Raw genomic sequence first — 26,279 nt, 5'->3', positions numbered from 1 at the left:
TATCAGCCCTGTTTTTTCCATGATGGTGTACATAATAAAATGCCCTGATACCGGATGAAACGGTATTGCTTTTCTTTTCCTGCCGGTTTTTTTCGCGATTGACGCGCCAGCACGGCGAGCATGGCTTTATACAGAATTTGGTACAAAAGCGATTACAGGTCTTATAGCACGCAGAGGTGATATACATTTTTTTAACATCGCGCTTATGTTATCCCTTCGTACCATTGAGGCCTGATACACATGGTTTAAGGTACTGATACCTTATTATTGGTAAATTCTATCCTATGAAAAAACGGTATCTCTTACTGGCCCTGTCCCTAACCCTGGGCGCATGTAGTCAAACCCAGCAATCTGCGCAGGACGACGACCAGACACAGCCCGATTATCTGAATATGCAGCTGAGCATTGATGAGCGTGTAGCCGATCTGGTTGCTCACATGACCATCGATGAAAAAATTGCGCAAATGTATAACGATGCACCGGCCATCGAGCGTTTGGGTGTGCCTGCCTATGATTATTGGAATGAGGCACTACATGGCGTCGCACGGGCAGGAAAAGCGACCGTTTTTCCGCAGGCTATCGGCATGGCAGCCATGTGGGACGGTCCGCTATTGCATGATATTGCTACCGCCATTTCTGATGAAGGCCGCGCCAAGCATCATTTTTTCGCTGACAACGACGCGCGCTATCGCTATACCGGACTCACTTTCTGGTCACCCAATATAAACATCTTTCGTGATCCTCGCTGGGGACGAGGACAGGAAACCTACGGCGAAGATCCGTTTCTCACCGGCGAGCTGGGCGTTCAGTTTATTGAAGGTTTGCAGGGGGATGATCCCCAGTACCTGAAAACCGCTGCTACCGCGAAACATTTTGCTGTGCATAACGGGCCAGAAATCACCCGTCACTCTGATAACTACGTGGTATCAGACAAGGATTTGTACGAAACCTACCTGCCGGCGTTTGAAAAAGCCGTGGTAGAAGCGGATGTGGAAGCCGTGATGTGCGCCTATAACCGCGTTAACGATTTGCCTGCCTGTGGCAGTGATATGCTGCTGAAAGATATCCTGCGCGGCAAGTATCAGTTCGATGGTCACGTCATGTCTGATTGTGGCGCGATAGCGGACTTTTATGATCCCGACGCCCACGGTGTAGTCAAAGCGCCAGCCGTAGCCGCCGCCTGGGCCGTAACCAGTGGCACTGACTTAAACTGTGGTACCGGACGACTGAGTACCTTTGCTAACCTGCACTTCGCGCTGCAAAAAGGTCTGATTTCTGAGGCATTAATTGACCAGGCCGTTTCCCGTCTGTTTAAAACCCGCTTTAAGCTGGGCATGTTTGACGATCCTGAAAGCGTAAAATATGCGGCGATCCCAATGGAGGTGGTGGGCTCGGACAACCATCTTGCCCTGACCCAACGCGCATCAGAAAAATCCTTGGTGTTGCTGAAAAACAATGGTGTTCTGCCATTAAAGCCTGGCATTAAGGTTGCTGTTATCGGACCAAATGCCAATAACGAAGATGTGTTACTGGGTAACTACAATGGCCTGCCAATAGCGCCGGTAACACCGCTTAACGCCATTAAGAACAATCTTGGCGAGGATAACGTCAGCTACGCGCCAGGTAGTCCGATCATCGCGGATATTTACGGACACTATGAGCCATTGGGCGCTGATGTGTTGTCACACGATAACGATGGCGTACAACAGCCCGGTCTTGTAGGGCGTTACTATCGTGTCGAGCGCGAGCCTGTCACAGATTTTACCGATATATCAGCAAGTGGAAAACGGGTAGGACAGCCGGTTAAAACCCGCGTTGATGAGGCGATCGACTTTTACTGGGAGCGCTCACCGATAGATAACAAAGTGTTGAGCGAATTCGGTGTCGTCTGGGAAGGGAGCCTGACACCCAAAACATCCGGAGAGTATCGCTTCAGCGATGATGCCTCTGTCTTTATTGATGATAATGAAGTCGATGGTACTGTCGCACTTGAGGCCGGAAAGAAATATGCGTTCAGGGCCGAACGTCTGTTTTTGAAAAATCCCTGGGGCAACACCATACCCAATATTCGTTTAAGCTGGCTGAACACGTCGGCAGACCTTCAGCGGGAAGCGCTTGCCGCCACTGAAAATGCGGACGTTATTATTGTTATGGCGGGGATTTCTCCACGAATTGAAGGTGAGGAAATGCCGGTGAAGCTGGATGGCTTTAACTATGGGGATCGCACTGACATCGACTTACCTGACGTGCAGCAAGCGCTAATTAAAAAGCTGGAAGGCACGGGTAAACCGGTGGTGCTGGTGAACTTCAGCGGCAGTGCCATGGCGTTAAACTGGGAAAACGACAACCTGGATGCCATCGTGCAGGCATTCTATCCGGGGGAAAAGGCCGGTACGGCAATTGCCCGAGTGCTGTGGGGCGAAGCCAATCCATCCGGGCGCCTGCCAGTGACTTTTTATCGTAATCTGGATGGGTTTGCTGACTTTGATGATTACGATATGACAAACCGTACCTACCGTTATTTTGATGGCGAAGTCCTCTACCCCTTCGGTTATGGGCTTAGCTACAGTGATTTTCGCTATTCGTCGCTAAAGCTACCTGAGTCACATAACAACGAGCAGCCGCTCACCGTAGAGGTCACTGTGGCCAATAATAGTGATAGTGATGGGGAAGAGGTTACGCAGGTGTACTTTTCTATGCCTGATGCGCCTGTGAAAACACCAAAAAGAGAGCTTAAAGGCTTTACCCGCACCGCGATCAGTGCCGGAGAAAAGCAAACGGTCGCCATCACCGTAGATGCTGATGAGCTTACCTTTATTGATGAGCAGGGTAACAAACAGCCCTACACGGGTAAGCTGGTGGTTAGTGTGGGTAGCGGCCAGCCAGACTACTTGTCGGAAAATCAGTATCAGCAGGCTGAGGTGGCTCTGCAATAAACACTACCTTTGTAAAAATTCCGCCCCTGGGATCAGGGCTTTTTCAGCCACCGCTTTTATCAACAAAGCGGTGGCATGTCTTTTCTCTACCATCGCTTTTCATACCCCACTTAACGTTGGGGCCATCCGTAGCTGGTAGCACACAAATGTCCGCTTTGTCTGGCTATACCGACGAGCTGCTTGAGCCTGCGTACTTTTTCTGCAAGCCACTTCCTGCGTATCAGACAAAAAAAAAGCCCGGTACTGTTGCTGTTAATTACTATGGTTACTGAAGCAGGCGCTCTATACTGGTTGTAGGGAATCAAGTGCGCTATCCAACCCGGTAGCGCTTAATTACACACATCGCACCAGATGATTTACCGATTTGATGACTTCGTTTTAGATACGCGTGCCCGTACGTTGTTTCGCCACAACGCGCGCTGCTTTTTGGAGCCGCTGGCTTTTGATGTACTTGTTCATCTTTGCGAAGACGCACAATCCATTATCACCACCGAAGCTATGTATGAACGACACTGGCCAGATGTAGTAGTAACCCCCAATTCACTTACCCGCGTAATTGCCCAAATAAGAAAAACGCTGGGAGATGATCATCGCGCTCCCCGTTTTATCGAGACAGTGCCAAAAGCAGGCTACCGGTTTATTGCCGAGGTGACGACAGAGGAATCGACAGGTGCGTTGCCAGGTCATAAAAAAACACATTATTACTATGCCGCAGCATTACTATTCGTTTGCTTTATTTCACTGCTGGTTTTTCTATTCCCAACGAACCAATCACAACAACCTGTAGCGCTGGTGGTCTTTCCTTTTGAGAGTACCGATAACATTGGGTTTGCGCATTCGTTTTCGCAAGAGCTGATTGAGGAATTCTACGTTGTGCCTGAGATTCAGCTGCGAAGTTTTCTTGCGGCTGAACAGGCGTTAGCAACGAAAGAGGATCTGCATCGTGCTGCGGCTTCTTTGGGTGCCACCCATTACATTAATGGCAGGGTGGAACAATCTGAGACCAGCACGGACCTTATTTTTTACACCGAGCTTGTGAAAACTGAGACAGATCAGGTTGTCTGGAGTGAGCGCGTCACCAAGCCTTTTGCGTCGCAGGCCGCCTGGTCTGCACAAACGAAGGCCAGCATTCTGCAAACGTTACTGGGATTACCGGGTAAGCAAGCCAGGGTAGCGACATCAAGAGAGCCCCATCCCGAGGCGTACCGTCTTTATATAAAGGCTAAGTACATTTGGTTACAGCGCGGTAAGCAGCCTATGTCTGAGGCGGTATATCTGTTAAAGGAGGCAGTTACTATCGATCCTGAGTTTGCCGACGCGTGGGATAGTCTGGCCGCCGTGTTGGTGAGTTGGCAAACCTACGAAGCGGTTCCTGATGATGTGATGGAAGACGCTGCACTTGCCGCCCGGCATGCCATTGCGCTGGACCCTGATGTGTCATATTCCTATTTCCTGCTGTATCAGGAGGCACTGGAAGCACAACAATATCGTCAGGCGCTTGAGTACGTTGAGAAAATGAGAGACAACGCGCCGGGTAACGCCATGGCGGTGTATTGGTATGCCACCTCACTGCGTGAACTCGGCCACATGAATGATGCCCATGAAGCACTTCGACGTGCTATCGCGCTTGATCCGACAATATGGGTAACACAGGCTGACTTTGCTATTACTACAATGCATACCGCGAGTGTCGAGGCGGCGTATAAGAAACTGACTGATTTATGGGGCGCAGGCGGCCGTGCACTCTGGCTGTGGCGTGTTGCTTAATCAGAAGGCGACGCTGCGCGACTGGTTACAGGAAGTGGAGTTGGATGAGGCGCAACAGGCTCTTATCGATTTGGAGCTGCACTTTTTCGAAACCCGGAAGGTTGATCGCGACGCCGTAAAGGCCTTCCTCAAACGTGACGACCTGGCTGAGGTCGATCACAGAACCATCATATTTAGTCTTCATTATTTGCAGCAAGCCGATCTGTTGTTTGATTATGTCGCGGCTCGGCGTAGTAATGATGAATTTGTGGCGGTGTATGCGCTGGCAGTATTGTCTACTGACTATGTTAACGATCCCAGAATGAAAGCCATATTTGAGCAGATGGGGCTACTGGCATACTGGAAAGACAACGCCGTCACAGACATCTGTCGATACACTGACCGTCAATGGCAATGCAGCCAGTTTCGTCGTGAACTCAACCAACAGGACTTCGCATTACTCTCCCTCTGAGATGATGGCTCCATCATCACCTTTTCATCACCCATCATCACTCGCACTACCATCGTGTGTAGCCTAGCGTTTATTGCCATGACGCAGTGTTTACTGACTTTATGGTTTCACAAAAAAAAGGAATGGGGTTATGTACAGATTCACGACCGGGTTGATGGTGGTATTAATGGGGGTTACGTTACTTGGCTTCTGGCCGTCCTTTTTCAGTAAGTTGGGGGATGCATCGTTCACCCACCTGTTTCACGGCTTCACCAGCACACTCTGGATTGTCATTCTTGGCGCTCAGGCGTGGTTAATTAATGCCAGAAAGCCTGCAATCCACAAAGTGCTTGGAATTACGGGGCTATTGCTGGCCCCTTTTATGGTGGCAGGGTTTGCGCTGATTAATCTGGACTCTGCCATCAGGACTGCGCAGGGAGCGTCGATGTTTGCGCAGCTATTTTCCGCACCGCTGATGATTTTTGATCTTATCTTTCTGCCACTGACACTGGGGTTGATTTATCTTGGTTTGAAACACCGAAAGCAGAGCCGGCACCACGCGGCATTCATGGTGCTTACCTGCTTTGCGTTGATTGGCCCGTCATTGTCTCGTTTGCTGGTGAACTTTGTACCCGGATTTCAGGTGACGGGGCCGGAAACCATGAGTAATTTTGGACACGCTTTGTGGTTCAGCATGCTGCTAACCACGCTCTGCATAGCGGTGATCGCTGTTAAAGTCGCAGTAGAGAGAAAAGTGTGGCTATCTGCACTGGGTATCTATGTTGTTTCCTTCATGCTTTACCTCAGCTTAGGCCGAACTGAGATCTGGAAAGCCTTTGTCGTCTCCCTTTCTACACTGCACTACGGCGCTGTATTTTGGGTAGTGCTCGCCCTCTCCTTTGCCGTGATTGGTTTGGGATGGCAGCAAGGAAAAACAATGGCAAAGCCCGGTGTGACCGCTACCTATTCCCTTAAACAATCATAATAAAATGACTGGCCAGACGAGACGCACCGAAACAGACGCAGGAGTGCCGGTATTTACCGTGCACGGGGGAGCGCGGTAAGCGGAAATTCGTGCAGCACAGGCCTCTGCCATAAGTAGATGAGAGGAAATACTGACCGGAGCTTTCACGGTGAGCGATAAGGTAAGCAAAGTCTGCTGACTTTTTGTGGTGGTGTCAGTAGCGTACGCGCAGGTAAAGTGCCGCTGCCGTCAACCGGATTCTAATGTTAACCCTTGCCATTTGCGTTTAGCTGTATATACTTCCACTAACTGTATGGAATAACAGGCTGTTTATGCGTCCACTTACCCCCCGACAAACTGAAGTGCTGGAACTGATTAAAACCACGATGCAGGAGACCGGCATGCCGCCTACGCGTGCTGAAATCGCAAAGCAACTGGGATTTAAATCTGCCAATGCGGCAGAAGAGCATTTGAAAGCACTGGCGCGTAAAGGCGTGATTGAGATTTTACCCGGCACGTCTCGCGGTATCAGGCTGAATATAGATGCCGAAGCCGAAAACGAAGAGGAAGGCCTGCCGTTAATAGGCCGGGTTGCCGCCGGTGAGCCCATTCTGGCGCAAGAGCATGTGGAGCAGCACTACAAAGTGGATCCGGCATTGTTTCATCCACAAGCGGATTTTCTGCTGCGAGTCAACGGCATGAGTATGAAGAACATTGGTATTCTGGACGGCGATTTACTGGCAGTTCATCGCACAACCGATGTTCATAATGGTCAGGTAGTGGTTGCCCGCGTAGATGAAGATGTCACGGTCAAGCGCTTGGAGAAGCGAGGCCGGGAAGTATTATTACACGCTGAAAACGAAGAGTTTTCTCCTATCAAAGTGGATTTAGCCAACGAGCCCTTTGCCATAGAAGGTATTGCCGTAGGCGTTATCAGAAACGCCGACTGGATGTAATAAACACCCATTTGACCCTAAAAACGGCCTTAAGGCCGTTTTTTTATATCTCATTTATTGCAAAGCTAGTTATCACCGACGTTACAAGGCCGTAACAGTTGGTATTCAGACAATTTGCGTATCTCCACGCTGCCTCCGTCCAACGTATCAGTTACTTCGAAATGCCAAGTCAGGCGGTAAAATCTTACCCAATGCACCAGTTTGGTGCCACAGCCTAAGTCTGATGCCATTTTGCGCACTTTTTAACCATCTCCAGAATAACCTGAAAATAGCACTAGCCCGTCATTTGAAGGTCAGGAAATACTAACTTTTTGCTACATAAGGTGTTTTTTTACTTTTTTCGAGACGAACCCCTATTACGAATGGTATGGTTAAAAAATGCACACTCTGCACGTTTTTTCTAAGAAAAGACTAGACGCGTCTGATTAATTGAGTAATTCTTATACATTGATTAACAATAATATAACACCGGCCAGTATAACAATTTACAAAGGTCGGTAGTTAAACCTAACTCATGGATAGGAACTGGCGTCGGATGGCGTCGCCAGCACCCTTCCATCACGGAGGTGTTGAGTGAAACGGCTGACGAATACCCTTTCGATAGTTGTGGGAACGCTAATGACATGGTTTTTCAGTGCAACGGCATTTGCTGAATCAGTTGCCGCAACGGAAAACTCTTCTCTTAACCTACGCCGCGGCGCAACGGATATCAGTGGGCAGGTTTATGACCTCCACATGCTGATGTTTGCAATATGTGTGGTTATCGCCGTCGTTGTTTTTGGTGTGATGTTCACATCAATGTATTTGCACAGAAAGTCTCGTGGCGCCAAACCGGCCAATTTTCACGAAAACGTGAAGGTAGAAATTGCCTGGACGGTGGTTCCCTTTCTCATCCTTGTATTTATGGCCGTGCCAGCAGCAAACACGCTAATCGCGATGGAAGATACAACGGAGCCTGACATGACGGTTCTGGTTACCGGCTCGCAGTGGAAGTGGCACTACAAATATATGGATAGTGAAGTTGAATACTATTCTTTATTGGCGACGCCCCGTGAACAGATAGAAAACAAATTTTCCAAAGGCGAAAACTACTTACTTGAAGTTGACCGGCCTTTAGTTATCCCTACTGGCCAGAAAGTGCGTTTTCTTATTACCTCTGACGATGTTATCCACTCTTGGTGGGTTCCAGACTTCGCTGTGAAAAAAGACGCCAACCCGGGCTTTATCAACGAAGCCTGGACAAAAGTAAACGAGCCAGGCGTATATCGCGGCCAATGCGCGGAGCTTTGCGGTAAAGATCACGGCTACATGCCGGTAGTGGTTATCGCCAAAGAGCCTGCTGAGTACGAAGCCTGGATGAGTGAACAGGAAGAAAAGCAGCGCAAAGCGCGTGAAGAAGAACAGCGTTTACTGGCGATGAGCATGTCGATGGACGAGCTGATGAAAGAGGGTGAGCGTGTTTATAACGCAACGTGTGCAGCGTGCCACATGCCCAACGGCGAAGGACTACAAGGTGTGTTCCCTGCACTGAAAGGCAGTCAGATGGTACTGGAAGATCAGACCGCTCACATTGATATCGTACTTAATGGTAAAACCGGCACTGCCATGCAGGCTTTCGGCAAAATGTTGAGTCTGAAAGAAATTGCAGCGGTGGTGACTTACGAAAGAAATGCCTGGGGTAATAACACCGGCGATATCGTTCAACCTAAAGACGTTAATGCCGTCGCAACCGGACAATAGGAGCACGTCATGAGTAAAGCTAATGAAGTGATGCACCCTGATGAAGCGGCGCATGGCCACGATGATCATCACGACCATCACATTCCTAAAGGTTTGAGCCGGTGGTTATTTACCACCAACCATAAAGATATTGGCACGTTGTATTTATGGTTTGCGTTCATCATGTTTCTGACTGGCGGTGCGATGGCGATGGTCATTCGGGCCGAATTGTTCCAGCCAGGCCTACAGATTGTCGAGCCCAACTTCTTTAACCAGATGACTACAGTACACGGGCTCATCATGGTTTTTGGTGCGGTAATGCCTGCCTTTACCGGGCTTGCTAACTGGCTGGTGCCAATGATGATTGGCGCACCAGACATGGCGCTGCCGCGGATGAATAACTGGAGCTTCTGGATCCTGCCTTTTGCATTTTTGATATTGCTATCTTCGCTGTTTGTAGAAGGTGGTGGCCCGGCGTTTGGCTGGACCTTCTATGCACCATTGTCTACAACGTACAGCAGCGACAGCACAGCATTATTCGTGTTCTCGGTGCATATCATGGGTATCAGTTCCATCATGGGAGCGATAAATGTCATCGTTACCATTTTCAACATGCGTGCTCCGGGTATGACCTGGATGAAGATGCCATTGTTTGTATGGACGTGGCTGATAACCGCGTTCTTGTTGATTGCCGTTATGCCAGTGCTGGCAGGTGCAGTGACAATGGTGCTGACAGACAAGTATTTCGGCACCAGCTTCTTTGATGCAGCAGGTGGCGGTGATCCGGTTATGTTCCAGCATATATTCTGGTTCTTCGGACATCCTGAAGTGTATATCATGATCCTGCCGGCTTTCGGGATCATTTCGCAGATTGTTCCGACCTTCTCGCGCAAGCCACTGTTCGGGTATGCGTCGATGGTGTATGCCACAGCTTCTATCGCGTTGCTGTCATTTATCGTCTGGGCACACCACATGTTCACTACCGGCATGCCGCTGTTTGCGGAAATGTTCTTCATGTTTGCCACCATGCTGATATCGGTACCGACAGGCGTGAAAGTATTCAACTGGGTGGCAACAATGTGGCGAGGCTCGCTGAGCTTTGAGGTACCCATGTTGTTTGCCATTGCCTTTATCGTACTGTTTACCATTGGTGGGTTGTCTGGATTGATGCTGGCTATTACTCCGGTAGACTTCCAATACCACGATACCTACTTTGTCGTGGCTCACTTCCACTATGTGTTGGTAACCGGTGCGGTGTTCTCGATTATGGCGGCGGTGTACTACTGGCTGCCTAAGTGGACAGGTAAAATGTTTGATATCACGCTGGCAAAGTGGCACTTCTGGTGTTCACTGATTTCTGTCAACGTTCTGTTCTTCCCCATGCATTTCGTTGGTCTTGCCGGCATGCCGCGCCGTATCCCCGATTACTCACTGCAGTTCGCCGACTTTAATCAGTGGATCAGTATTGGCGGGTTTGCGTTTGGTTTATCACAACTGATTTTCCTGGCGCTGCTGATTAAAGCCTGCAAGAAACAGGGCGAGCCAGTGTCAGATCAGGTATGGGAAGGTGCTGAAGGACTTGAGTGGGAAATCCCCTCTCCTGCACCTTATCACACCTTCGATACGCCACCCGTAGTGAAATAGACAGGAGGCAGGCTGATGACGGAGACAAACAACAAAAACCAGAAAATGGTACTTAAACTGGTTGTCATTGTTATTGGCATGTTTGGTTTCGGTTTCGCCCTGGTGCCGTTATATGACGTGTTTTGTGATATTACCGGCATCAATGGCAAAACCAATACCACGGCGGCCAGTTATCAGGCTGTCGACATTGACGAGAGCCGTGAGGTGACAGTGGAGTTTATTACCCGCACCAATACGGGCATGCCGTGGGAGTTTCGCGCCGAAACCAAACGTATCAAGGTGCATCCGGGTGAACTTAACACGGTGTCCTTTTACGTCCGTAATCCGGCTACCAGTGACATCGTGGCACAAGCGATACCGTCAGTCTCACCCGGGCTCGCCGCGCTTTACCTGAATAAAACAGAATGCTTTTGTTTTAATCAGCAGCCGCTGAGCGGTGGTAAAGAAGCTTACATGCCGATGCAGTTTTATGTCGATCCTCAGATACCTGAGGATATCAGCTACTTCACAGTTCAATATACTTTATACGATGTCACTGCCCGTGCTGGTGGCCTCGAAACAAAAACCAATCCCTTTATGACGACGCAGCCACAAAGCGGAAAATAGCAGATAAGGGAGAAGGAGACGGTTATGCAACAAGAATATCAAAAATATTATGTTCCGGCGCAAAGCCCCTGGCCAATTGTGGGTGCTGTGGCGTTGTTTCTGATTGCAGTGGGTGCGGGCAATTTTGTTATTGAATCTACACAGGACAAGCAGGGCTATGGCGGCTATGTGCTTACCGCTGGCATCCTGACACTGCTGGTGATGCTATTTGGCTGGTTTAAAAACCAGATTGACGAGTCCATGAGTGGATTGTACAGCGATCAGCTGGGGCGCTCTTATCGACAAGGTATGAGCTGGTTCATTTTTTCTGAGGTAATGTTTTTTGCTGCCTTCTTCGGCGCGCTATTTTACGCGCGTTTCATTGCCGTACCGTGGTTAGGCGGCGCGTCGAATAATGCGATGACAAACGAAGTGCTGTGGCCCGGCTTTGAAGCACTATGGCCATTGGTAAGTACCCCCGGCGGTACAACCACACAGGAAATGAGTGCGGCCGGGCTGCCAACCATCAATACGATTATTCTGCTTATTTCGTCGGTCACGCTGCACTTTGCTCACGTTGGTCTGGAAGAGAACAAGCGTAAGCAACTCACCTTGATGCTAGGCGGCACCATCTTGCTGGGCATTGTGTTTCTATTCTTACAGGTTCAGGAATACGTCCATGCTTATCGGGACCTTGGCCTGACGTTGCAGTCGGGAATTTACGGGAATACCTTTTTTATGCTCACCGGTTTCCACGGCATGCATGTGACGCTGGGTACAATTATCCTGATTGTCCTGTTCCTGCGGGTGCTTAAAGGCCACTTCACGCCAGATAATCATTTCGCATTTCAGGCCGGAGCATGGTACTGGCACTTTGTGGATGTGGTGTGGGTAATGCTGTACCTTTTCGTTTACGTACTTTAGCGTTACAACGCTACCCCCGTTAATAAGGACGGGGGTTGGGCGTAATAAGGCCAGTAGCGTAGGCAATCAAAATCAGGGTGACAATGATCACGGAGGTCAGTACCCGCCGACCAATATATTTGCTCATCGGCTCACCCTTAGGATGCCCCTTTATCATGATGCGCATGGCAAGAAACAGATTAACAACCATGTATATCAGCAGGGCTATCAGAATCATTTTTATAATCATATTTACCTCATCAGGAGTGTGCTGAAGGCGTGATTCTTCATCGTTCCCCAACTCGAATACTGGCTGCAAGCATTCTCTTAATTGCAGTAATCTTCATGTGTGGGCTGGGTTTCTGGCAGCTCGATCGGATGGAACAAAAAGAACAACGTCTGGCTAGCATAGCGCAAAAGCAGTCTGGTGGGCTAATGGGTTTACAAACGGCTATTCGAAGCGCAGGTGACCCCCGGGATTTACGTGTTGCGTTTACGGGGACGCCAGATACCTCTCGCATGATGTATCTGGATAACCAGATTGAAAACGGCCAGGTAGGTTACGACATTGTGCTGCCAGTGCGAACCGATGTCGGCTGGGCGTTAGTGAATTATGGCTGGGTGAAGGGGTTGCCCACACGGGACACATTACCACAGGTCGAGATAGGCAAATCGCTTACTGAGTACGAAGGGGTAGTCACGTCGCCGGGTTATAACCCCATGGTGACAGAAACTGCTGTCAACGCCACGTTTCCACTTCGTATTCAGGCGTTAGATACAGATTATCTGTCGACGTTGCTGAGAACCCCGTTGATTGACTACGTAGTCGTGCTCACCACACCCGACGACAAGTTTATTCGAAACTGGTCGCCCGTGGTGATGCCACCCGAGAAACATTTAGGCTATGCCATTCAATGGTTCGGTCTCGCCTTTGCAGCACTGATTATCGGCCTGTTGGCCCTCAGAAAAAAGGAACTATCGCATGAGTAATGCATCGTCAAAGACTTCAAAGAAATTATTCATTGCCCTGATTGTGGTGTTTATTTTGCCCGTTGTGCTGGCAAAACTGGCATTGGATAACGACTGGTTTAACCGTGGTGCCACCAATAAAGGCAACTTGTTGAACCCGGTACTTGATGTGTCAGCGATTCTCGAAGCCGAAGCGCCCAAATGGCGGCTGGTATATACACTTCCGGAAAATTGCGATGAGACTTGTGAAAATGCATTGTTCAGCATACATCAGGTGTGGCTCGCGCTGGGCCGGGAATCTGATCGCGCTGAGGCGGTCGTGGTTATCACCGAGTCAAGCGATGAGAAAGCGGTAGCGAGACTCTCTGAGACGCCCTCGCTGCATACGGTAAACGCAAGTAAAGAAAATGTTAATAACTCATTTAAATCTGTCTCCGGCGATGCTATTTTCGTAGTCGATACATTAAATAATGCCATGCTCTATTACCCGGTTGATGGGGATAAAGACACGGCAGTGATGGAGAGCCGTAACATTCTTGCTGACGTGAGAAAGTTAATGAAGTTGTCTCGCATAGGATAGAGCGCGCTAATGAAGAAGCTTGTATTGTTCAGTCTGGGCCTTGCCCTGGTTGTCATTATTCTTGGGGCTTACACCCGCCTGACGGATGCAGGGCTTGGCTGTCCTGACTGGCCTGGGTGTTATGGTCATTTAACAGTGCCGTTGTCTGAAGAGAAAGTAGCCGCTGCAAATGCGGCCTTTCCGGAACGTCCAGTAGAAGCACATAAGGCGTGGAACGAAATGATTCACCGGTACTTCGCCGGTACTTTGGGCTTGTGTATTCTTGCAATCGGTATTCTGGCTCTGGTCAGGCGTGAACCGTCACAACCGAAGAAACTGCCGCTATTTCTATTAGAACTCGTGATATTTCAGGGGGCACTGGGGATGTGGACCGTTACCCTGAATTTGTTACCTGTCGTGGTAATGGGGCATCTGCTGGGCGGGTTTGCGGTGTTGTCCTGTCTGTTTCTCTTATATTTACGGCTTGGGCCTAAGGCGGTGCCTCATACATCGCAGGCGACAGCCAGCATACCGCTAATCGCCATCATTGGTGTTGTGATTCTGGTAATACAAATTGCGCTGGGAGGCTGGACGTCGGCCAACTACGCAGCGCTGGCCTGTACGGAGTTTCCTGTTTGTGAAGGAGACTGGGCGTCACGTCTGGACTTTGCCGGCGCTTATAGCGTGCCTGACGCGGTGAATTATGAATTTGGCGCACATGATTACGCAGAGCGCATGACCATGCACATTGTGCACCGGGCGGGCGCTGTCGTGACTTTTGTTTATCTTGCCTGGCTGGCGCTACATCTGATGCGCGGCTATTCAGGTAAAATGAAAACCGGCGGCACGATGTTGCTTGCCGTGCTGCTGATTCAGGTTGGATTGGGTATCAGCAACGTCGTATTCAGTCTGCCTTTATTTATTGCGGTGGCACACAATGCTGTGGCCGCCTGTCTTCTGCTGGTGATGGTATGGATCACCTATTCTCTCTATCGACCTCAGGGAGCGTCTTATGGCTAAATCTGCTTCGATTTCCTCTGCATCAAGCACGGCGACACGGGCTACGGCGTCGTGGCGTGATTATTATGAAATGACCAAACCCAATGTTGTGATGCTGCTGCTTCTAACGGCACTGGTAGGCATGTGTCTGGCAACACCGCAATGGGTGGACTGGAAGGTATTGATTGCAGGCCTTGCGGGAATTGGCTTGTTATCCAGTGCCGCAGCGGTGATTAATCATGTTGTGGATCATCGTATCGATAGCCAGATGGCACGAACCTACAACCGTCCCGTGGCGAAAGGGAAAGTGTCTGTCACTCATGCACTGATTTTTGCAGCCGTCATGGCGGTTGCGGGCTATGGGATCCTGGAGTTTGCAATAAACCGGCTTACCGCGTTGTTAACCCTTGCCAGTTTGGTGGGCTACGCCTTTGTCTATACGATGTTTTTAAAACGCGCGACACCGCAAAACATCGTTATTGGTGGGCTGGCTGGCGCGGCTCCACCGCTGTTGGGCTGGACTGCCGTGACAGGAGAAATTCACGCCCACGCACTGCTTCTGGTGTTAATCATTTTCACCTGGACCCCGCCGCATTTCTGGGCGCTGGCAATTCACAGAGAAAAAGAGTACGCGAAGGCGAAGGTGCCGATGTTGCCGGTCACTCACGGTGTTGAGTTTACCAAAACGTCAGTGTTGCTCTACACCGTATTGTTATGTCTGGTATGCCTGCTTCCCTATCTCACCGGAATGAGCAATCTGATATATCTTATTGGCTCAACGGCGCTGAATGCCGGATTTATGATGTATGCGTGGAAACTGAAATTCGCTGCTACCGATAAAACTGCCATGCAAACATTTAAGTACTCCATCGTTCATCTCATGATATTGTTTGTGGTATTACTGGTCGATCACTACATTCCAATAAGCTTATGAATCAACGTGCAGTAGCCGGTCTGGCGGCCGGCCTCGCCCTTATTCTGGGTGTCATCGGTGCGGTATATATAGCGCCGCCAACTGATGACACGCAGCCTCAGCATTTGCAACAGTTTCCGCAGCCCAGGGAGCTTACAGACTTCACGTTGACCGATCATCATGGCAATACGGTGACGCCACAAGCGTTGAAAGGACAATGGACACTCGCTTTTCTGGGCTATACGTTTTGTCCGGACATTTGTCCGACTACCATGGCGGCGTTGAGCGGGGCCTATCCAAAGATCCAGCAACTGGAATCAGACAAACCGGTGAAAGTGTGGTTTATTTCCGTAGATCCCAACAGGGATACAACTGCACGACTGAACGACTACGTCAGCTACTTTAATGAGGAGTTTACCGCGGTTTCCGGTGAGCACGCCGAATTGTTTCCACTGGTTCGCAGCATGGGAATGATGTACGCCATGGCCCAGAGCACCGATGATCCCAATTATCTGGTTAATCACAGCGCTTCCGTGGTATTAATCAATCCAGATGCTAAAGTTATAGGACGCTTTAAGCCCGTTTCGGAGCCGGGAACGCTGGCGGTTGCCGACGTAAATCAAATACTTGCTGATTTACCGGTTATTGTCGCACCCTAGTAGTATGTATGAACCTGAATATACGTCCGGCTACCGCCGCCGACATGGCAAGTGCGGTTCCACTTCTTCTTGACTCTGGTGAGCAGCTTCTCATTGATATTTTTGGCAATGGTGAGCGAGATTCCGCCTATCAATATTTATGCTACGCCTGGTCAAACGGGTACGGTCAGTATGGCTTTCAAAACCACTGGGTGGCCTGCATAGATGACAAGGTGGTAGGTCTGATGACCTGCTGGCATGATAAACTCCCTGCTGATTTCGATCGCGATACGCTCTCTTCAATCACTGAACATTTTGGGCTGGATAAGTCGATAGATGTGGTGATGCGTAGTCAGCGCTTTAGCGCGGCCCTGCACCCACCATTAGTGACAGAGTTGGGAATAGGGCATTTGTCAGTGGCGTCCGATGCCAGGCGTCAGGGCGTTGGCCGGGCACTGCTTGGTGTTGCTGAGGAAAAAGCCAGAGAGTTGAAAAAATTTGCCATGGTGCTGGATGTGGAAGTATCGAATGAAACTGCCCGGCAGTTCTATCAGGCGCTGGGCTTTGGTGAGCATCAACATGCTGCCCCCTTTCTCCAGATGATCAGAGCCGTGCGGCCCTCATAAGGGAAGCGCAAAAGTAATACTCACCGACTCCCTTTCCGTTTGCAAGCAATGAGCACTGATGTCAGTGCCACTCGAACGTTATAATTTGGGGCAAAACGTATTGTCGCGGTGCAACCACGCGTCCTCTGGTAATCATCAGTTCGGACTGAGCGCGTGGGAGGCACTGCTGTCGTGTCACTAATCGGGGTATTTCCCGTTGCTGTCGGCAACAAAAAATGGCTGCGAGTACCAGTAATAACGCCCGCTTTTAGCAATCGACGGCGCGGTACAGTTAATTCTTGAGCGTCCCACAGGTAAAGCGTCGTCAAGCGTGACGGTGGCAGTCATCTTGTTTACGCGCGGCGTGATGGTATCACCACCAAAAAAGCAGTTAACGCGACCTAAGTCGACATCTTCTGAGGTCACCGTAAACGTCACTTTGGGCGGTGCACCTTTGTCACTTATCATAGGGTCTTCCGGTGTATATGACGACACTGGCATCGCCAGGCTTTCCAGTTTAGTTTTTAAAGTTTTCAGGTTGGCATAAGGGCCCGCGGCTGGAAAGCGGGGCAGCGCAGAAAACTGGCTTTCGCTGCTGACACCACCGGAATGCTGGCCAAACCCAATATAGCCCGCTTGCGAGAGCTTATTGGCCAGAGCAAGATTATATTCACCAAACGGGTATGCGAGATATTTAAGCGAGCGCCCGGTCTTTTCTTCAAGAATATCTTCGGCTTCGGTAACATTGCTCCACACGCGCTTAAGCCAGGCACTCTCAGATTCTCCCGGTTTGCGCTCCAGCATATGCAAGTGATCAAGCGTGTGATTAGCAAACACAACGCCATCGTTTTGCATCGTCTCTACCTGCTCCCAGGTTAGCTGACTACGGTTGCTGCCTATCTCTTCAGGATTAATGAATATGGTATAGGGGAATCCGTGTCGCTTCAGTATTGGGTGTGCGTTGGTAAGAATATTGTCGTAGCCATCATCGAACGTAATAACAACAGTGCGCTCAGGGAGCGTGTCACCCTGGCGAAGCGCGGAAATCACCTCTGGTAGCCCCAGTACAGTATGGTTATTCGCCAGGTATTCCATGTGTTCAGCAAAGGTATCCGGTGAAATACTGGTGCTTGCAGGTGTGTTCTCTGCCACATGGTGATAGAGCAAAATAACGGCGTTATCCATGCCGTTGTCGTCCGTCTGAGCGTAGCTCACGCCCGGTATCAGTGCTGCAGCAATCAGACCAAAAGCGATCCCGATTTTTTGTCGCAAACCCATGTTATACTTCACGATTCCTCCTTAATTTGCGGGTGCTACATTTCCATGACAGCAACGGTGCCGCACGGCTGGCAGGCCCACAAAACGTTAATTACGCTGGCGTTTCCTATGATCCTGGCCAATATTACCACGCCTTTGCTCGGTCTGGTTGATACGGCGGTACTGGGGCATATGGATTCCTCCGCTATGCTGGCAGGAGCATCAATAGCAACGTTAATACTAACGCAGATTTACTGGGTATGCGGCTTTCTGCGAATGTCGGCTACCGGTTTGAGTGCGCAAGGCAGAGGGAGTCCGCACGATCCGCTGACCCAGTCAGCCAAGGCCCTGTGGCAAACCTGTGCTATTGCGTTGGCTTTAGGCATGGGGCTGCTGCTTTTGCAGGTTCCGGTTCTGCGCGCCGGTATCTGGCTGGCATCTCCGGGCCCTGAGGTGTTGCAACATATTGAAGCTTACTTCCAGGTTCGCGTGTGGGGCGCGCCCGCGGCCATTCTCAATCTTGCGCTGGTGGGCTGGCTGGTAGGGCAGCAAAAGACTCGCGCGGTGCTTTTTATCCAGATTGTGGGCAACCTGCTAAATGCCGGTTTAGACGTATTGCTGGTCTATGGTTTCGATATGTCTGTTGCCGGCGTGGCGCTGGCAAGCATCGCAGCTGAATACACGATGCTACTAATGTCGATGTGGATAGCATTGGCGCATTGCAAAGGTGTTTCGCCAAAGGCTGAGTGGTTTAACTCTGCAGCCAGAAAAGTGTTGTTGAAACTCAACGGTAACATGCTGATACGGAACCTGGCGTTGCAGGTATGCCTGGCTTTTCTGACGCTTCAGGGAGCGAGGCTGGGGGAAACGCCTGCTGCGATAAATGCAATTCTGATGCAGTTTTTCGTATTAATCGCTCTTGGACTGGACGGTATTGCCTATGCCGTTGAGGCTCTGGTGGGCGAAGCGGCAGGCGCAAAGTCCAAGCGGGCAGTGGTGGAGCAGACGCAGCGCGGATTGTTATGGTCATCACTGTTTGCGATTGCCTATGCGGTGCTGTTTTACGTGTTTGGCGATGCCATCATTGCCTTGCTGACTGACTTACCACACCTTCGCGATGCTGCGTCAGAATACTTATGGCTGATGGTGCTATTGCCACTACTGGGACACTGGTGCTTTTTGTTTGACGGAGTATTTGTCGGTATCACGCAGTCTGCGGCGATGCGCGACACGATGATTGTCAGTGCTGCGGTAGCCTATTTCCCGGTTTGGTGGCTGTTTTCAGAGAATGGGAACGAGGCATTGTGGTACGCCTTACTGAGTTTTTTACTGGCGCGGGGGCTTACCCTGGGGTGGGTTTTTATTTCTCGCGCTCGTCGCGACGCGCTAGTATCCGCTTAGCATCTTTGAACGCGCTCATGCGCTGCAAAAAGATCCCGGCATAGTAGCGCATTGCAATTGCAAAACCGGTCAGCAGCACTGCCAGTGACAGCCAATACAGCCACACTGAATATTCAGCGGTAAAAATCAGCAGCAGCGCGCCCATTGAAAATAGAACCAGGCCGCGGATGAATCCCTGCCAGCGCTGCTGCGGAGTCGTCATATTAGTAGTACGAGTGCTCGCCAGCCTGGTGTTCGGTAGCATCTCGAACGCCCTTGAGTTCGCCGGCAAACTCTTCAAGCATTTGCTTTTCTATGCCATCTTTTAAGGTGACATCTACCATTGAACAGCCGTTACAGCCACCGCCAAACTGTAATACCGCAAAGCCTTCCTCTGTCACTTCAACCAGCATAACCTGGCCACCATGACTGGCTAACTGCGGGTTAATCTCAGATTCGATCATATAATTGATACGCTCAACCAGAGGTGCATCATCAGACACCTTGCGGGCTTTAGCATTCGGTGCTTTTAGCGTTAGCTGCGACCCCATCTGGTCAGTCACAAAATCAATTTCCGCTTCTTCCAGGTAAGGGGCGCTCTCTTGGTCAACGACGGCGTCGAAACCTTTAAATTCAAGTTTTATGTCGCCTTCTTCAACAGCATCAGGCGGGCAATAGGACACGCCGCACTCTGCCGACGACGTCCCTGGATTTACGACGAATACACGAATATTCGTGCCAGACTCTTGTTTTTCCAGTAATTTCGCGAAGTGAGCTTGTGCTTCTTCTGATATAGTGATCATCAACAAGTCCTACATTTATTTAGATGGGGCTAATGATAACAAATTTACCTGAGTAAAACAGTCAAGTATTGAAGTGTTTTCTCAGATTGTCATAATCATAAAAATTCATGCAACAAAAGATGGGAACACTATGACGTATCAGTTCGTTCATTCGACGCTACGCCTTGCTAAGCGCGCTCGTCACCTTGTCGCGTTCAGTATGCTGCTGAGCGTTTCCGGTTTTGTCTCTGCTGCCAGCCTGGTTCCGGCCGAAACCGGCGGCAAGCCTGTGGCTGATTATCTGCCCGCAGGCGTTACCTATGACCCCGCAATCCCGACACCTGAGCAGGTTATCGGTGCACAGGTAGGCGAATGGCACGTAAGGCATGATCAGTTGGTGACTTACATGCGGGCGCTGGCAGAGGCGTCAGATCGGATCACGATTGAAGAAACCGGTCGTACCCACGAAAACCGTCCGCTTTTGCTGCTCACCGTTACCGCTCCCGACAATCAGAAGCGAATTGACACTATCAGAAAAAAACATCTGGACGCCTGGAAAAGTGGTAATGCACCGAAAGACGGCGACCCACTGATCTTTTATATGGGTTACAGCATTCACGGTAACGAGCCATCTGGCAGTAACGCTGCCATGGTTATCGGTTACTATCTGGCTGCAGCGCAGTCGGAAGATGTAAACCGGTTACTACGTAACAATGTGGTGTTGCTTGACCCGTCTTTCAACCCGGACGGATTAGGCCGCTTTGCGCAGTGGGCCAATATGCATAAAGGTAAACAGCTGGTTAGTGATCCTGAAACCCGCGAGCATGAAGAAGGCTGGCCATCAGGCCGCACAAACCACTATTGGTTTGACCTGAACCGTGACTGGTTATTACTGACGCACCCGGAATCACGTGCACGCATCAAGCAGTTCCACCAGTGGCGACCGCACATCCTTACTGATTTTCACGAAATGGGAACCAATAGCACCTATTTCTTCCAGCCTGGCGTACGTTCACGCAAGAACCCTATCACGCCTGATGGCAACGTGACGCTGACAGAAGCGTTGGCAGAATACCATGCTGCCGCCTTTGATGAACGTGGCGAGCTCTATTTCTCAGAAGAAGACTTTGATGATTTTTACGTAGGCAAAGGGTCGACCTATCCTGACGTACACGGCAGCATCGGGATCCTCTTCGAGCAAGGCAGTAGCCGTGGGCACGTTCAGGATTCCATTAATGGTAAAGTTCGCTTTGCAGATACCATCCAGAATCAGGTTACGACCTCTCTGAGTACTTTTAAAGGCGCAATGGCTAACAAGCCCGCCATCCTGAACTACCAGTCGAGTTTCGTAAAAGATACCCGTGACGCGGCGAAAAACAGTGACACTGCCGGGTACGTGCTGGCCATGCCTAAAGATACCGGCAGATTTGCCGCCATGCTGGATTTACTTGAGCGTCATACCGTCGAGTTTGAAGTCGTGAACCGCGATGTGGACGTTAACGGTAAGTCATTTATGGCAAATAAGGCTATTTACATCCCCGTTGAACAGTCACAGTATCGTCTGGTTTCCTCGCTGTTTTCAACCCAGCAAAATTTCGAAAACAATACGTTTTATGACGTCTCCAACTGGAATTTGCCGCTGGCCTTCAACATCGATTATGTTGCGGTAGAGCGAGGTGATCGCCGTAAAGTCAAAACGGCAGCCAACGCTACACTTGCACTACGCAACGCCACTCAAACGCTGCCGGATGACGCCTATGCATACGCATTTGACTGGGACTACTATCAGGCGCCAGCTATGTTACAGGCATTGCTTGAGTCAGGCGCGATGGTGCGCACAGCAGGAAAAGGCTTTACGGCGAAAATGGTTGATGGCTCGACGCGCGCATTTGCCCCCGGAAGTATTTTAATTCCTGCTGGCCTTTCTCAACCTGACAATCTGGTTAGCCTGTTAACATCGCAGGCAAATGAGCTGAATATGCCTGTGCACGCCATTCGCAGCGGGTTAACGCCCGCAGGTTCTGATTTAGGAAGCCGGGAAATGACACCGGTATTACTCCCCAAAGTGTTGCTGGTGGGGGGTGAAGGCACCAGCGAATATGAAGTCGGTGAAATCTGGCATTATCTGGATACGCGCGTAGGACTTCCTGCTTCACTGATAGAGCTGTCACGTCTGGCGCGAACATCGCTTAACAACTATACGCACATTGTCATGGCCAGTGGTCGCTATGGAAAACTTGATGAAGATACCATTGATGCTATCGCCGATTGGGTAGACAGCGGCGGTGTGCTTATAGGGCAAAAATCAGCACTGCGCCTGTTTGCTCAGAATGAATGGCTGAAAATTGATATTGCCAGCCGTGAAACGATTGACGATGCGTTCGATACCGATTCACTCACCTTTGCTGACAGAGATGCACTGTATGCGAAGAAGCTCATTGCGGGTTCTGTGTACGAGACGCGCATTGATACGTCACACCCGTTGTTTTACGGTTATACCTCATCCACCCTGCCGATGTTTAAAACGTCGAACATGATAGTAAAGAGTGACAACTCACCGTTTACGACCGTAGCACGCTACACCGAATCGCCGCTTATAGCGGGGTACAGTGCGCCGCAACTTGTCGAGTTAATCGGAGGTACCACGGCCGTTGTCGCCGAGCGCTATGGCGAGGGTCTGGTGATTGGCTTCACTGATAACCCGCATTTTCGTGGTTACTGGTATGGTACGAATAAGCTGATGAGTAACGCTATTTATCAGTCTGCTTTGCTTAAGTAAGTGATATCACCGGCGCTGTCCCGGCGCCGGTGTAATTCCCATAGTCCACACTTCCACAGCCAGTGATGGCCACTGCGCTTTGAGCGCCGCCGCAAGACTGTTGGCGGTCTGGCCGGTCGTTACCACATCGTCAATGATTGCTACACGTTGTGGTGCGCCGCCATCACACCGCGATAAGTGAGACTGTAAACAATAGGCCTGCTGTGCATGCTGCTTTCTGTCCTCGCGTCCAAGGGTGTGCTGAGTCCTGTTGTCGATACGTTGTGCCCACTGTGATTCCCACCGCAGCTGATATTTCGCTGCCAGCTTTTTGCAGATCTCAACAGCCTGATTGTAATGACGGTGCCAGTAACGCCGATATGTCATAGGCACGGGTAATAGCAGATCCGGCAAGGCAGCCTGATTTACAGGATACTGTTGTAAAAAAGCATCACTCAGATAATCAGCAAGGGTGAACTTGTGGGAAAATTTCAGGGCATGGATGAGCGAATCAAACGGCCATGTGTACCAGGCTGCCGCTTTCAGTGCCGTGAAGTGTGAGTGTGCCACAGCGCTTGCGATATCCGGCCTTAGCAGTAAATTTTCACCTTCACCGGGTGGGGCCAGCCACTGCATTTCGTCTGAACACCACTGACAAACTGGCGTGCGACTTGCCTGCTGACACAGTAGACAAGCCAAATTAGGCAAGTAGCGGCGCGAGAAATTAACCATATCGGAAACTCTTTCTGGTGTGCTGTAAATTTCCCGTGCTACACTTTTCTCAGAATCAGTACCGGGAAGTCGAAAGTGATAGATTCGCATGTATCGGACACGGTTTTCAGCCGTACTCATGGCGCAGGAAAAGATCTGGTTTTTCTGCATGGCTGGGGCATGAACAGTGGTGCCTTTTCCTCTTTTATCCCTTACCTGGAAAACGACTGGCGGGTTACCGTTATCGATCTCCCCGGATTTGGCAACAGTCGAGAGCACGTCCCCGACCCCTATAATGTCGATACCATAGCAGCATCACTGGAAGGTAAACTTCCTGAGGATTGCGTGGTTGCTGGCTGGTCATTGGGCGGGATGGTTGCGCAACAGCTGGCCCTTTCACTGCCAGAGACGGTTTCCGGGGTTATCACGATTGCGTCCACACCCAGATTTATTGGTGGCGCGGGATGGCCGGGTATCGCACCAGACCTGCTTTCGCAATTCGAAAGCCAACTGGAAACTGACTATCGCAAAACGCTGGACAGGTTTCTGGCCATTCAGGCTATGGGTAGCGATACGGCCCGACAAGACATTAAAGCCATTAAAACCCACATTACCGCGCATCCCGACCCGGCTCCCCATGCGCTGAAAGAAGGGCTGAAGCTACTTTCCAGCGAAGATCTGCGCCCCCGCATCGGCCGCATTACGCAGCCCACGCTAAGGCTCTATGGCAGACTGGACAGCCTGGTTCCTACCAGCGGGATTGATATGATATGCCAGCTTCACCCCCAATCCGATACCGTTGTGCTGCCCCATGCCGCGCATGCACCGTTTATTTCCCATCCGCAGCAGACTGCCGACATAATTACCCAGTTTATGGCGTCGTTGTCCCATCGGCGCAAAGCATCTTAATTGTCGCGGGCTGTGCTTGCGACACATTATCGTCTCTGCAGAAAGGCCGGTTAGGCAGGGTAAGAAAATAGTTCGGTAATTGGTGCAGCAAATAACAGGCGTGGTAAATAAATGGCAGAGTGAGTCATCGGTGTGAGTCATTCACGGTGCTCTCCGCGTGCGCGAGGGCGTCACCGGTGCCACTGCCCGCTATCTCATTTCAGTCGAGATTGAACAGGGCCTGCCCTGTACCGCAGCTGGTTCGGAAAATGAATCTGATTTGTTTTCCAGGCATCTGTTGTCCCAAAGTCTGGATCGCCCGCTAAAGGTTGTCTTGCAAAAATAACGATACGCTTTCTCACACACCATTGAGGTTGGCGGATAATTGCAAAAACTTCCCTTTTTACCGGATTTGGTTAATAATTAGCCATGAGAGTAGAGAGGTAGTGATATGTCGAGCATTATTGATAACAGTATCAATTCGGCAATTGTTTCTGGTCAGTTTGGCTTGCAGAAATCCTTCGAGGGGATGACGCAGGCGTCCATGAATATTGCACAGCGCAGCGCACAGACGCAGGTTAGCGAGGATGGCGCGGGCGCGGTTTTGACTAATGCAGCCGTAACCGGACTGCAAAATATTCGTGAAACCCTGCCACAAAGCGCAGGTAACATGACATCCGAGCTGGTGTCGTTAAAGCTGAACAGCATAAACGCACAGGCCTCTGCAAAAGTACTTGATGTGGCTTTCGATACTGTCGGAACCATTATTGATACCCTGGCGTAACGGCGTTAACGACTATCATGAACATTGTCACCCCCATCCCCACATCGCTGGTGTTTCCCACGGCCAACGTGAATACGGAATCGGCCCGGCGTGACAATGTGCTGCGCGAAACGATCCCGCAAGCCTCTGAAAATGAGCAGGGTGCATCGCAAAAAGGACTGGGGTCTGAAAGCGATCGTGCAAAAAGTCCCGGCCAGGCACCAGCACCAGTCACTTACGAGCGTCCTCAGATCCAAAGTAACGTCGCCCAGAGCTTTTCACAGGCGCCAGGTGATACGGATGTTTCTAAGGATAATGCCAGCGATGAAAGTGCCGGTAAGGAAGATGCAGAGCAGCGTCAGAAAGAACAGCAAGAAGTTCAGCAACTAAAGACCCGAGATCAGGAAGTGCGGACTCATGAGAAAGCGCACGCGACGATTGGTGGACAGTACGCGGGTGCGCCTCAGTATGAATTTACTACCGGGCCGGATGGAAAACGCTATGCTACAGACGGCGAAGTCTCTATCGATATTTCCAGTGCACAGACGCCAGAACAAACCTTACAGAAAATGCAGCAGGGTCGGGCTGCTGCTTTGGCACCGGCTCAACCCTCGCCTCAGGATTTAGAAGTAGCGGCGGAAGCGTCTCAGAAAGCCTTTGATGCACGCAAGGAAATTGCAGAGGCTAATCGTAAAGAGGTTGCCGCAACCAGCGAGTCTTTTGAGGCAGAAGCGACATCGCAGTCAGTCCCTTCTCTTGATGACATTATTGACAGCAATAATGTGTCTATACCCACCAGAACGTTGGATGAAGCAATGTTGGAAGCGCGCGAAGGCATGGGCAACAACAGTGATGAGCCCGGTAATCGCTCGCTGAACTACCCTGCTGATGAAATGTCAGCGCGCATCGGCGTTATTCAGCGTTTTTACTCTGGCGTGTCCGACAACAGTAACGCGGGCTTTTCTGTCAGCGCGTAACAACTTTCTTTAGTTCTCGCCCGTTCAAGTGGTTTTGCGGCATCGGTTCTGCAGTTTCAGGTATTTTTTTGTGCTGCGACACGTGCTGTATTGATATTCGGGTGGCAGTCCGCGCTCCGGGCTTTATAGTCAGTTTCAGACAGGGTTGGCTGCGTTGTGCCTCGCGCAAAGGCGCT

At 50.4% G+C, this 26,279-nt stretch carries 25 protein-coding genes; 20 read left to right on the top strand and 5 right to left on the bottom strand.

Features of this window, described 5'->3' with window-relative positions:
* Positions 1–284 precede the first annotated feature (284 nt).
* The 9 genes from ACLBLI_RS18865 (at position 285) to ACLBLI_RS18825 (ending at position 11,925) form a co-directional block, all read left to right on the top strand.
* Entirely contained in the window at positions 285–2,936 is a 2,652-nt protein-coding gene (locus ACLBLI_RS18865) for a glycoside hydrolase family 3 C-terminal domain-containing protein (protein ID WP_414829067.1), read from the top strand.
* 351 nt (positions 2,937–3,287) lie between these two features.
* Complete coding sequence (locus ACLBLI_RS18860) at positions 3,288–4,703, top strand: winged helix-turn-helix domain-containing protein (protein WP_414829066.1); 1,416 nt, start codon at positions 3,288–3,290, stop codon at positions 4,701–4,703.
* Positions 4,675–5,154 (top strand): hypothetical protein, encoded by a 480-nt coding sequence (locus ACLBLI_RS18855; RefSeq protein ID WP_414829065.1) that lies wholly within the window; start codon positions 4,675–4,677, stop codon positions 5,152–5,154. Before ACLBLI_RS18860 ends, ACLBLI_RS18855 begins: the two co-directional genes overlap by 29 nt.
* 130 nt (positions 5,155–5,284) lie before the next feature.
* Positions 5,285–6,118 carry a hypothetical protein gene (locus tag ACLBLI_RS18850; RefSeq protein ID WP_414829064.1) on the top strand — a complete coding sequence of 278 codons (834 nt, stop codon included), beginning with the start codon at positions 5,285–5,287 and terminating at the stop codon, positions 6,116–6,118.
* Positions 6,119–6,429: 311 nt separating this feature from the next.
* The gene (lexA, locus tag ACLBLI_RS18845) at positions 6,430–7,053 is read left to right on the top strand and encodes a transcriptional repressor LexA (protein WP_414829063.1); all 624 of its coding nucleotides are present in this window, start codon (positions 6,430–6,432) and stop codon (positions 7,051–7,053) included.
* Positions 7,054–7,671: 618 nt separating this feature from the next.
* A complete protein-coding gene (coxB, locus tag ACLBLI_RS18840) occupies positions 7,672–8,793 on the top strand; it encodes a cytochrome c oxidase subunit II (RefSeq protein WP_414829062.1) in 1,122 nt (373 codons plus the stop codon).
* Positions 8,794–8,802: 9 nt separating this feature from the next.
* A complete protein-coding gene (ctaD, locus tag ACLBLI_RS18835) occupies positions 8,803–10,416 on the top strand; it encodes a cytochrome c oxidase subunit I (RefSeq protein ID WP_414829061.1) in 1,614 nt (537 codons plus the stop codon).
* A gap of 15 nt (positions 10,417–10,431) precedes the next feature.
* A complete protein-coding gene (locus ACLBLI_RS18830; protein ID WP_414829060.1) occupies positions 10,432–11,022 on the top strand; it encodes a cytochrome c oxidase assembly protein in 591 nt (196 codons plus the stop codon).
* Between the two features lie 24 nt (positions 11,023–11,046).
* On the top strand, positions 11,047–11,925 hold the full coding sequence (locus ACLBLI_RS18825; protein WP_414829059.1) for a cytochrome c oxidase subunit 3: 879 nt from the start codon (positions 11,047–11,049) through the stop codon (positions 11,923–11,925).
* Between the two features lie 19 nt (positions 11,926–11,944).
* Here ACLBLI_RS18825 and ACLBLI_RS18820 read toward each other — a convergent pair whose 3' ends face one another.
* Entirely contained in the window at positions 11,945–12,154 is a 210-nt protein-coding gene (locus ACLBLI_RS18820) for a DUF2909 domain-containing protein (protein ID WP_414829058.1), read from the bottom strand.
* Positions 12,155–12,249: 95 nt separating this feature from the next.
* Between ACLBLI_RS18820 and ACLBLI_RS18815 the strand changes: the two genes are divergently transcribed.
* From ACLBLI_RS18815 to ACLBLI_RS18790, 6 genes are read left to right on the top strand one after another with little or no spacing between them, the layout of a single operon-like run.
* A complete protein-coding gene (locus ACLBLI_RS18815) occupies positions 12,250–12,894 on the top strand; it encodes an SURF1 family protein (protein WP_414829057.1) in 645 nt (214 codons plus the stop codon).
* A complete protein-coding gene (locus tag ACLBLI_RS18810) occupies positions 12,887–13,453 on the top strand; it encodes a hypothetical protein (RefSeq protein ID WP_414829056.1) in 567 nt (188 codons plus the stop codon). Before ACLBLI_RS18815 ends, ACLBLI_RS18810 begins: the two co-directional genes overlap by 8 nt.
* Before the next feature lie 9 nt (positions 13,454–13,462).
* Positions 13,463–14,452 carry a COX15/CtaA family protein gene (locus ACLBLI_RS18805; protein ID WP_414829055.1) on the top strand — a complete coding sequence of 330 codons (990 nt, stop codon included), beginning with the start codon at positions 13,463–13,465 and terminating at the stop codon, positions 14,450–14,452.
* Complete coding sequence (gene cyoE / locus ACLBLI_RS18800; RefSeq protein WP_414829054.1) at positions 14,445–15,365, top strand: heme o synthase; 921 nt, start codon at positions 14,445–14,447, stop codon at positions 15,363–15,365. The genes ACLBLI_RS18805 and cyoE overlap by 8 nt, the downstream gene beginning before the upstream one ends.
* A complete protein-coding gene (locus ACLBLI_RS18795; protein ID WP_414829053.1) occupies positions 15,362–16,003 on the top strand; it encodes an SCO family protein in 642 nt (213 codons plus the stop codon). The genes cyoE and ACLBLI_RS18795 overlap by 4 nt, the downstream gene beginning before the upstream one ends.
* 8 nt (positions 16,004–16,011) lie before the next feature.
* Complete coding sequence (locus ACLBLI_RS18790) at positions 16,012–16,608, top strand: GNAT family N-acetyltransferase (protein ID WP_414829052.1); 597 nt, start codon at positions 16,012–16,014, stop codon at positions 16,606–16,608.
* A gap of 177 nt (positions 16,609–16,785) precedes the next feature.
* On the opposite strand, the gene ACLBLI_RS18785 is transcribed toward ACLBLI_RS18790, so the two are convergent.
* Entirely contained in the window at positions 16,786–17,877 is a 1,092-nt protein-coding gene (locus ACLBLI_RS18785) for a polysaccharide deacetylase family protein (protein WP_414829051.1), read from the bottom strand.
* Between the two features lie 33 nt (positions 17,878–17,910).
* On the opposite strand from ACLBLI_RS18785, the gene ACLBLI_RS18780 reads away from it, so the two are divergent.
* On the top strand, positions 17,911–19,245 hold the full coding sequence (locus tag ACLBLI_RS18780; protein ID WP_414829050.1) for an MATE family efflux transporter: 1,335 nt from the start codon (positions 17,911–17,913) through the stop codon (positions 19,243–19,245).
* On the opposite strand, the gene ACLBLI_RS18775 is transcribed toward ACLBLI_RS18780, so the two are convergent.
* Complete coding sequence (locus ACLBLI_RS18775; RefSeq protein WP_414829049.1) at positions 19,205–19,447, bottom strand: hypothetical protein; 243 nt, start codon at positions 19,445–19,447, stop codon at positions 19,205–19,207. The two genes, ACLBLI_RS18780 and ACLBLI_RS18775, sit on opposite strands and share 41 nt — an antisense overlap.
* A gap of 1 nt (position 19,448) precedes the next feature.
* Positions 19,449–20,027: a Fe-S biogenesis protein NfuA gene (gene nfuA / locus ACLBLI_RS18770; RefSeq protein ID WP_414829048.1), complete on the bottom strand. Its 579-nt coding sequence runs from the start codon at positions 20,025–20,027 to the stop codon at positions 19,449–19,451.
* A 199-nt stretch (positions 20,028–20,226) separates the two neighbouring features.
* On the opposite strand from nfuA, the gene ACLBLI_RS18765 reads away from it, so the two are divergent.
* Positions 20,227–22,785, top strand: coding sequence for a M14 metallopeptidase family protein (locus ACLBLI_RS18765; RefSeq protein WP_414831011.1), 2,559 nt, complete (start codon positions 20,227–20,229; stop codon positions 22,783–22,785).
* A 6-nt stretch (positions 22,786–22,791) separates the two neighbouring features.
* Here ACLBLI_RS18765 and ACLBLI_RS18760 read toward each other — a convergent pair whose 3' ends face one another.
* Complete coding sequence (locus ACLBLI_RS18760) at positions 22,792–23,496, bottom strand: ComF family protein (RefSeq protein ID WP_414829047.1); 705 nt, start codon at positions 23,494–23,496, stop codon at positions 22,792–22,794.
* A 75-nt stretch (positions 23,497–23,571) separates the two neighbouring features.
* Between ACLBLI_RS18760 and bioH the strand changes: the two genes are divergently transcribed.
* The 3 genes from bioH (at position 23,572) to ACLBLI_RS18745 (ending at position 26,103) form a co-directional block, all read left to right on the top strand.
* Positions 23,572–24,384, top strand: coding sequence for a pimeloyl-ACP methyl ester esterase BioH (gene bioH, locus ACLBLI_RS18755; RefSeq protein ID WP_414829046.1), 813 nt, complete (start codon positions 23,572–23,574; stop codon positions 24,382–24,384).
* 430 nt (positions 24,385–24,814) lie between these two features.
* A complete protein-coding gene (locus ACLBLI_RS18750) occupies positions 24,815–25,147 on the top strand; it encodes a hypothetical protein (protein WP_414829045.1) in 333 nt (110 codons plus the stop codon).
* A gap of 17 nt (positions 25,148–25,164) precedes the next feature.
* Positions 25,165–26,103 (top strand): putative metalloprotease CJM1_0395 family protein, encoded by a 939-nt coding sequence (locus ACLBLI_RS18745; protein WP_414829044.1) that lies wholly within the window; start codon positions 25,165–25,167, stop codon positions 26,101–26,103.
* Positions 26,104–26,279 lie beyond the last annotated feature (176 nt).

The sequence above is a fragment of the Alteromonas sp. H39 genome, from assembly GCF_047556435.1.
Classification (GTDB): domain Bacteria; phylum Pseudomonadota; class Gammaproteobacteria; order Enterobacterales; family Alteromonadaceae; genus Alteromonas.
This window is presented reverse-complemented; position numbering and strand designations above follow the sequence as displayed.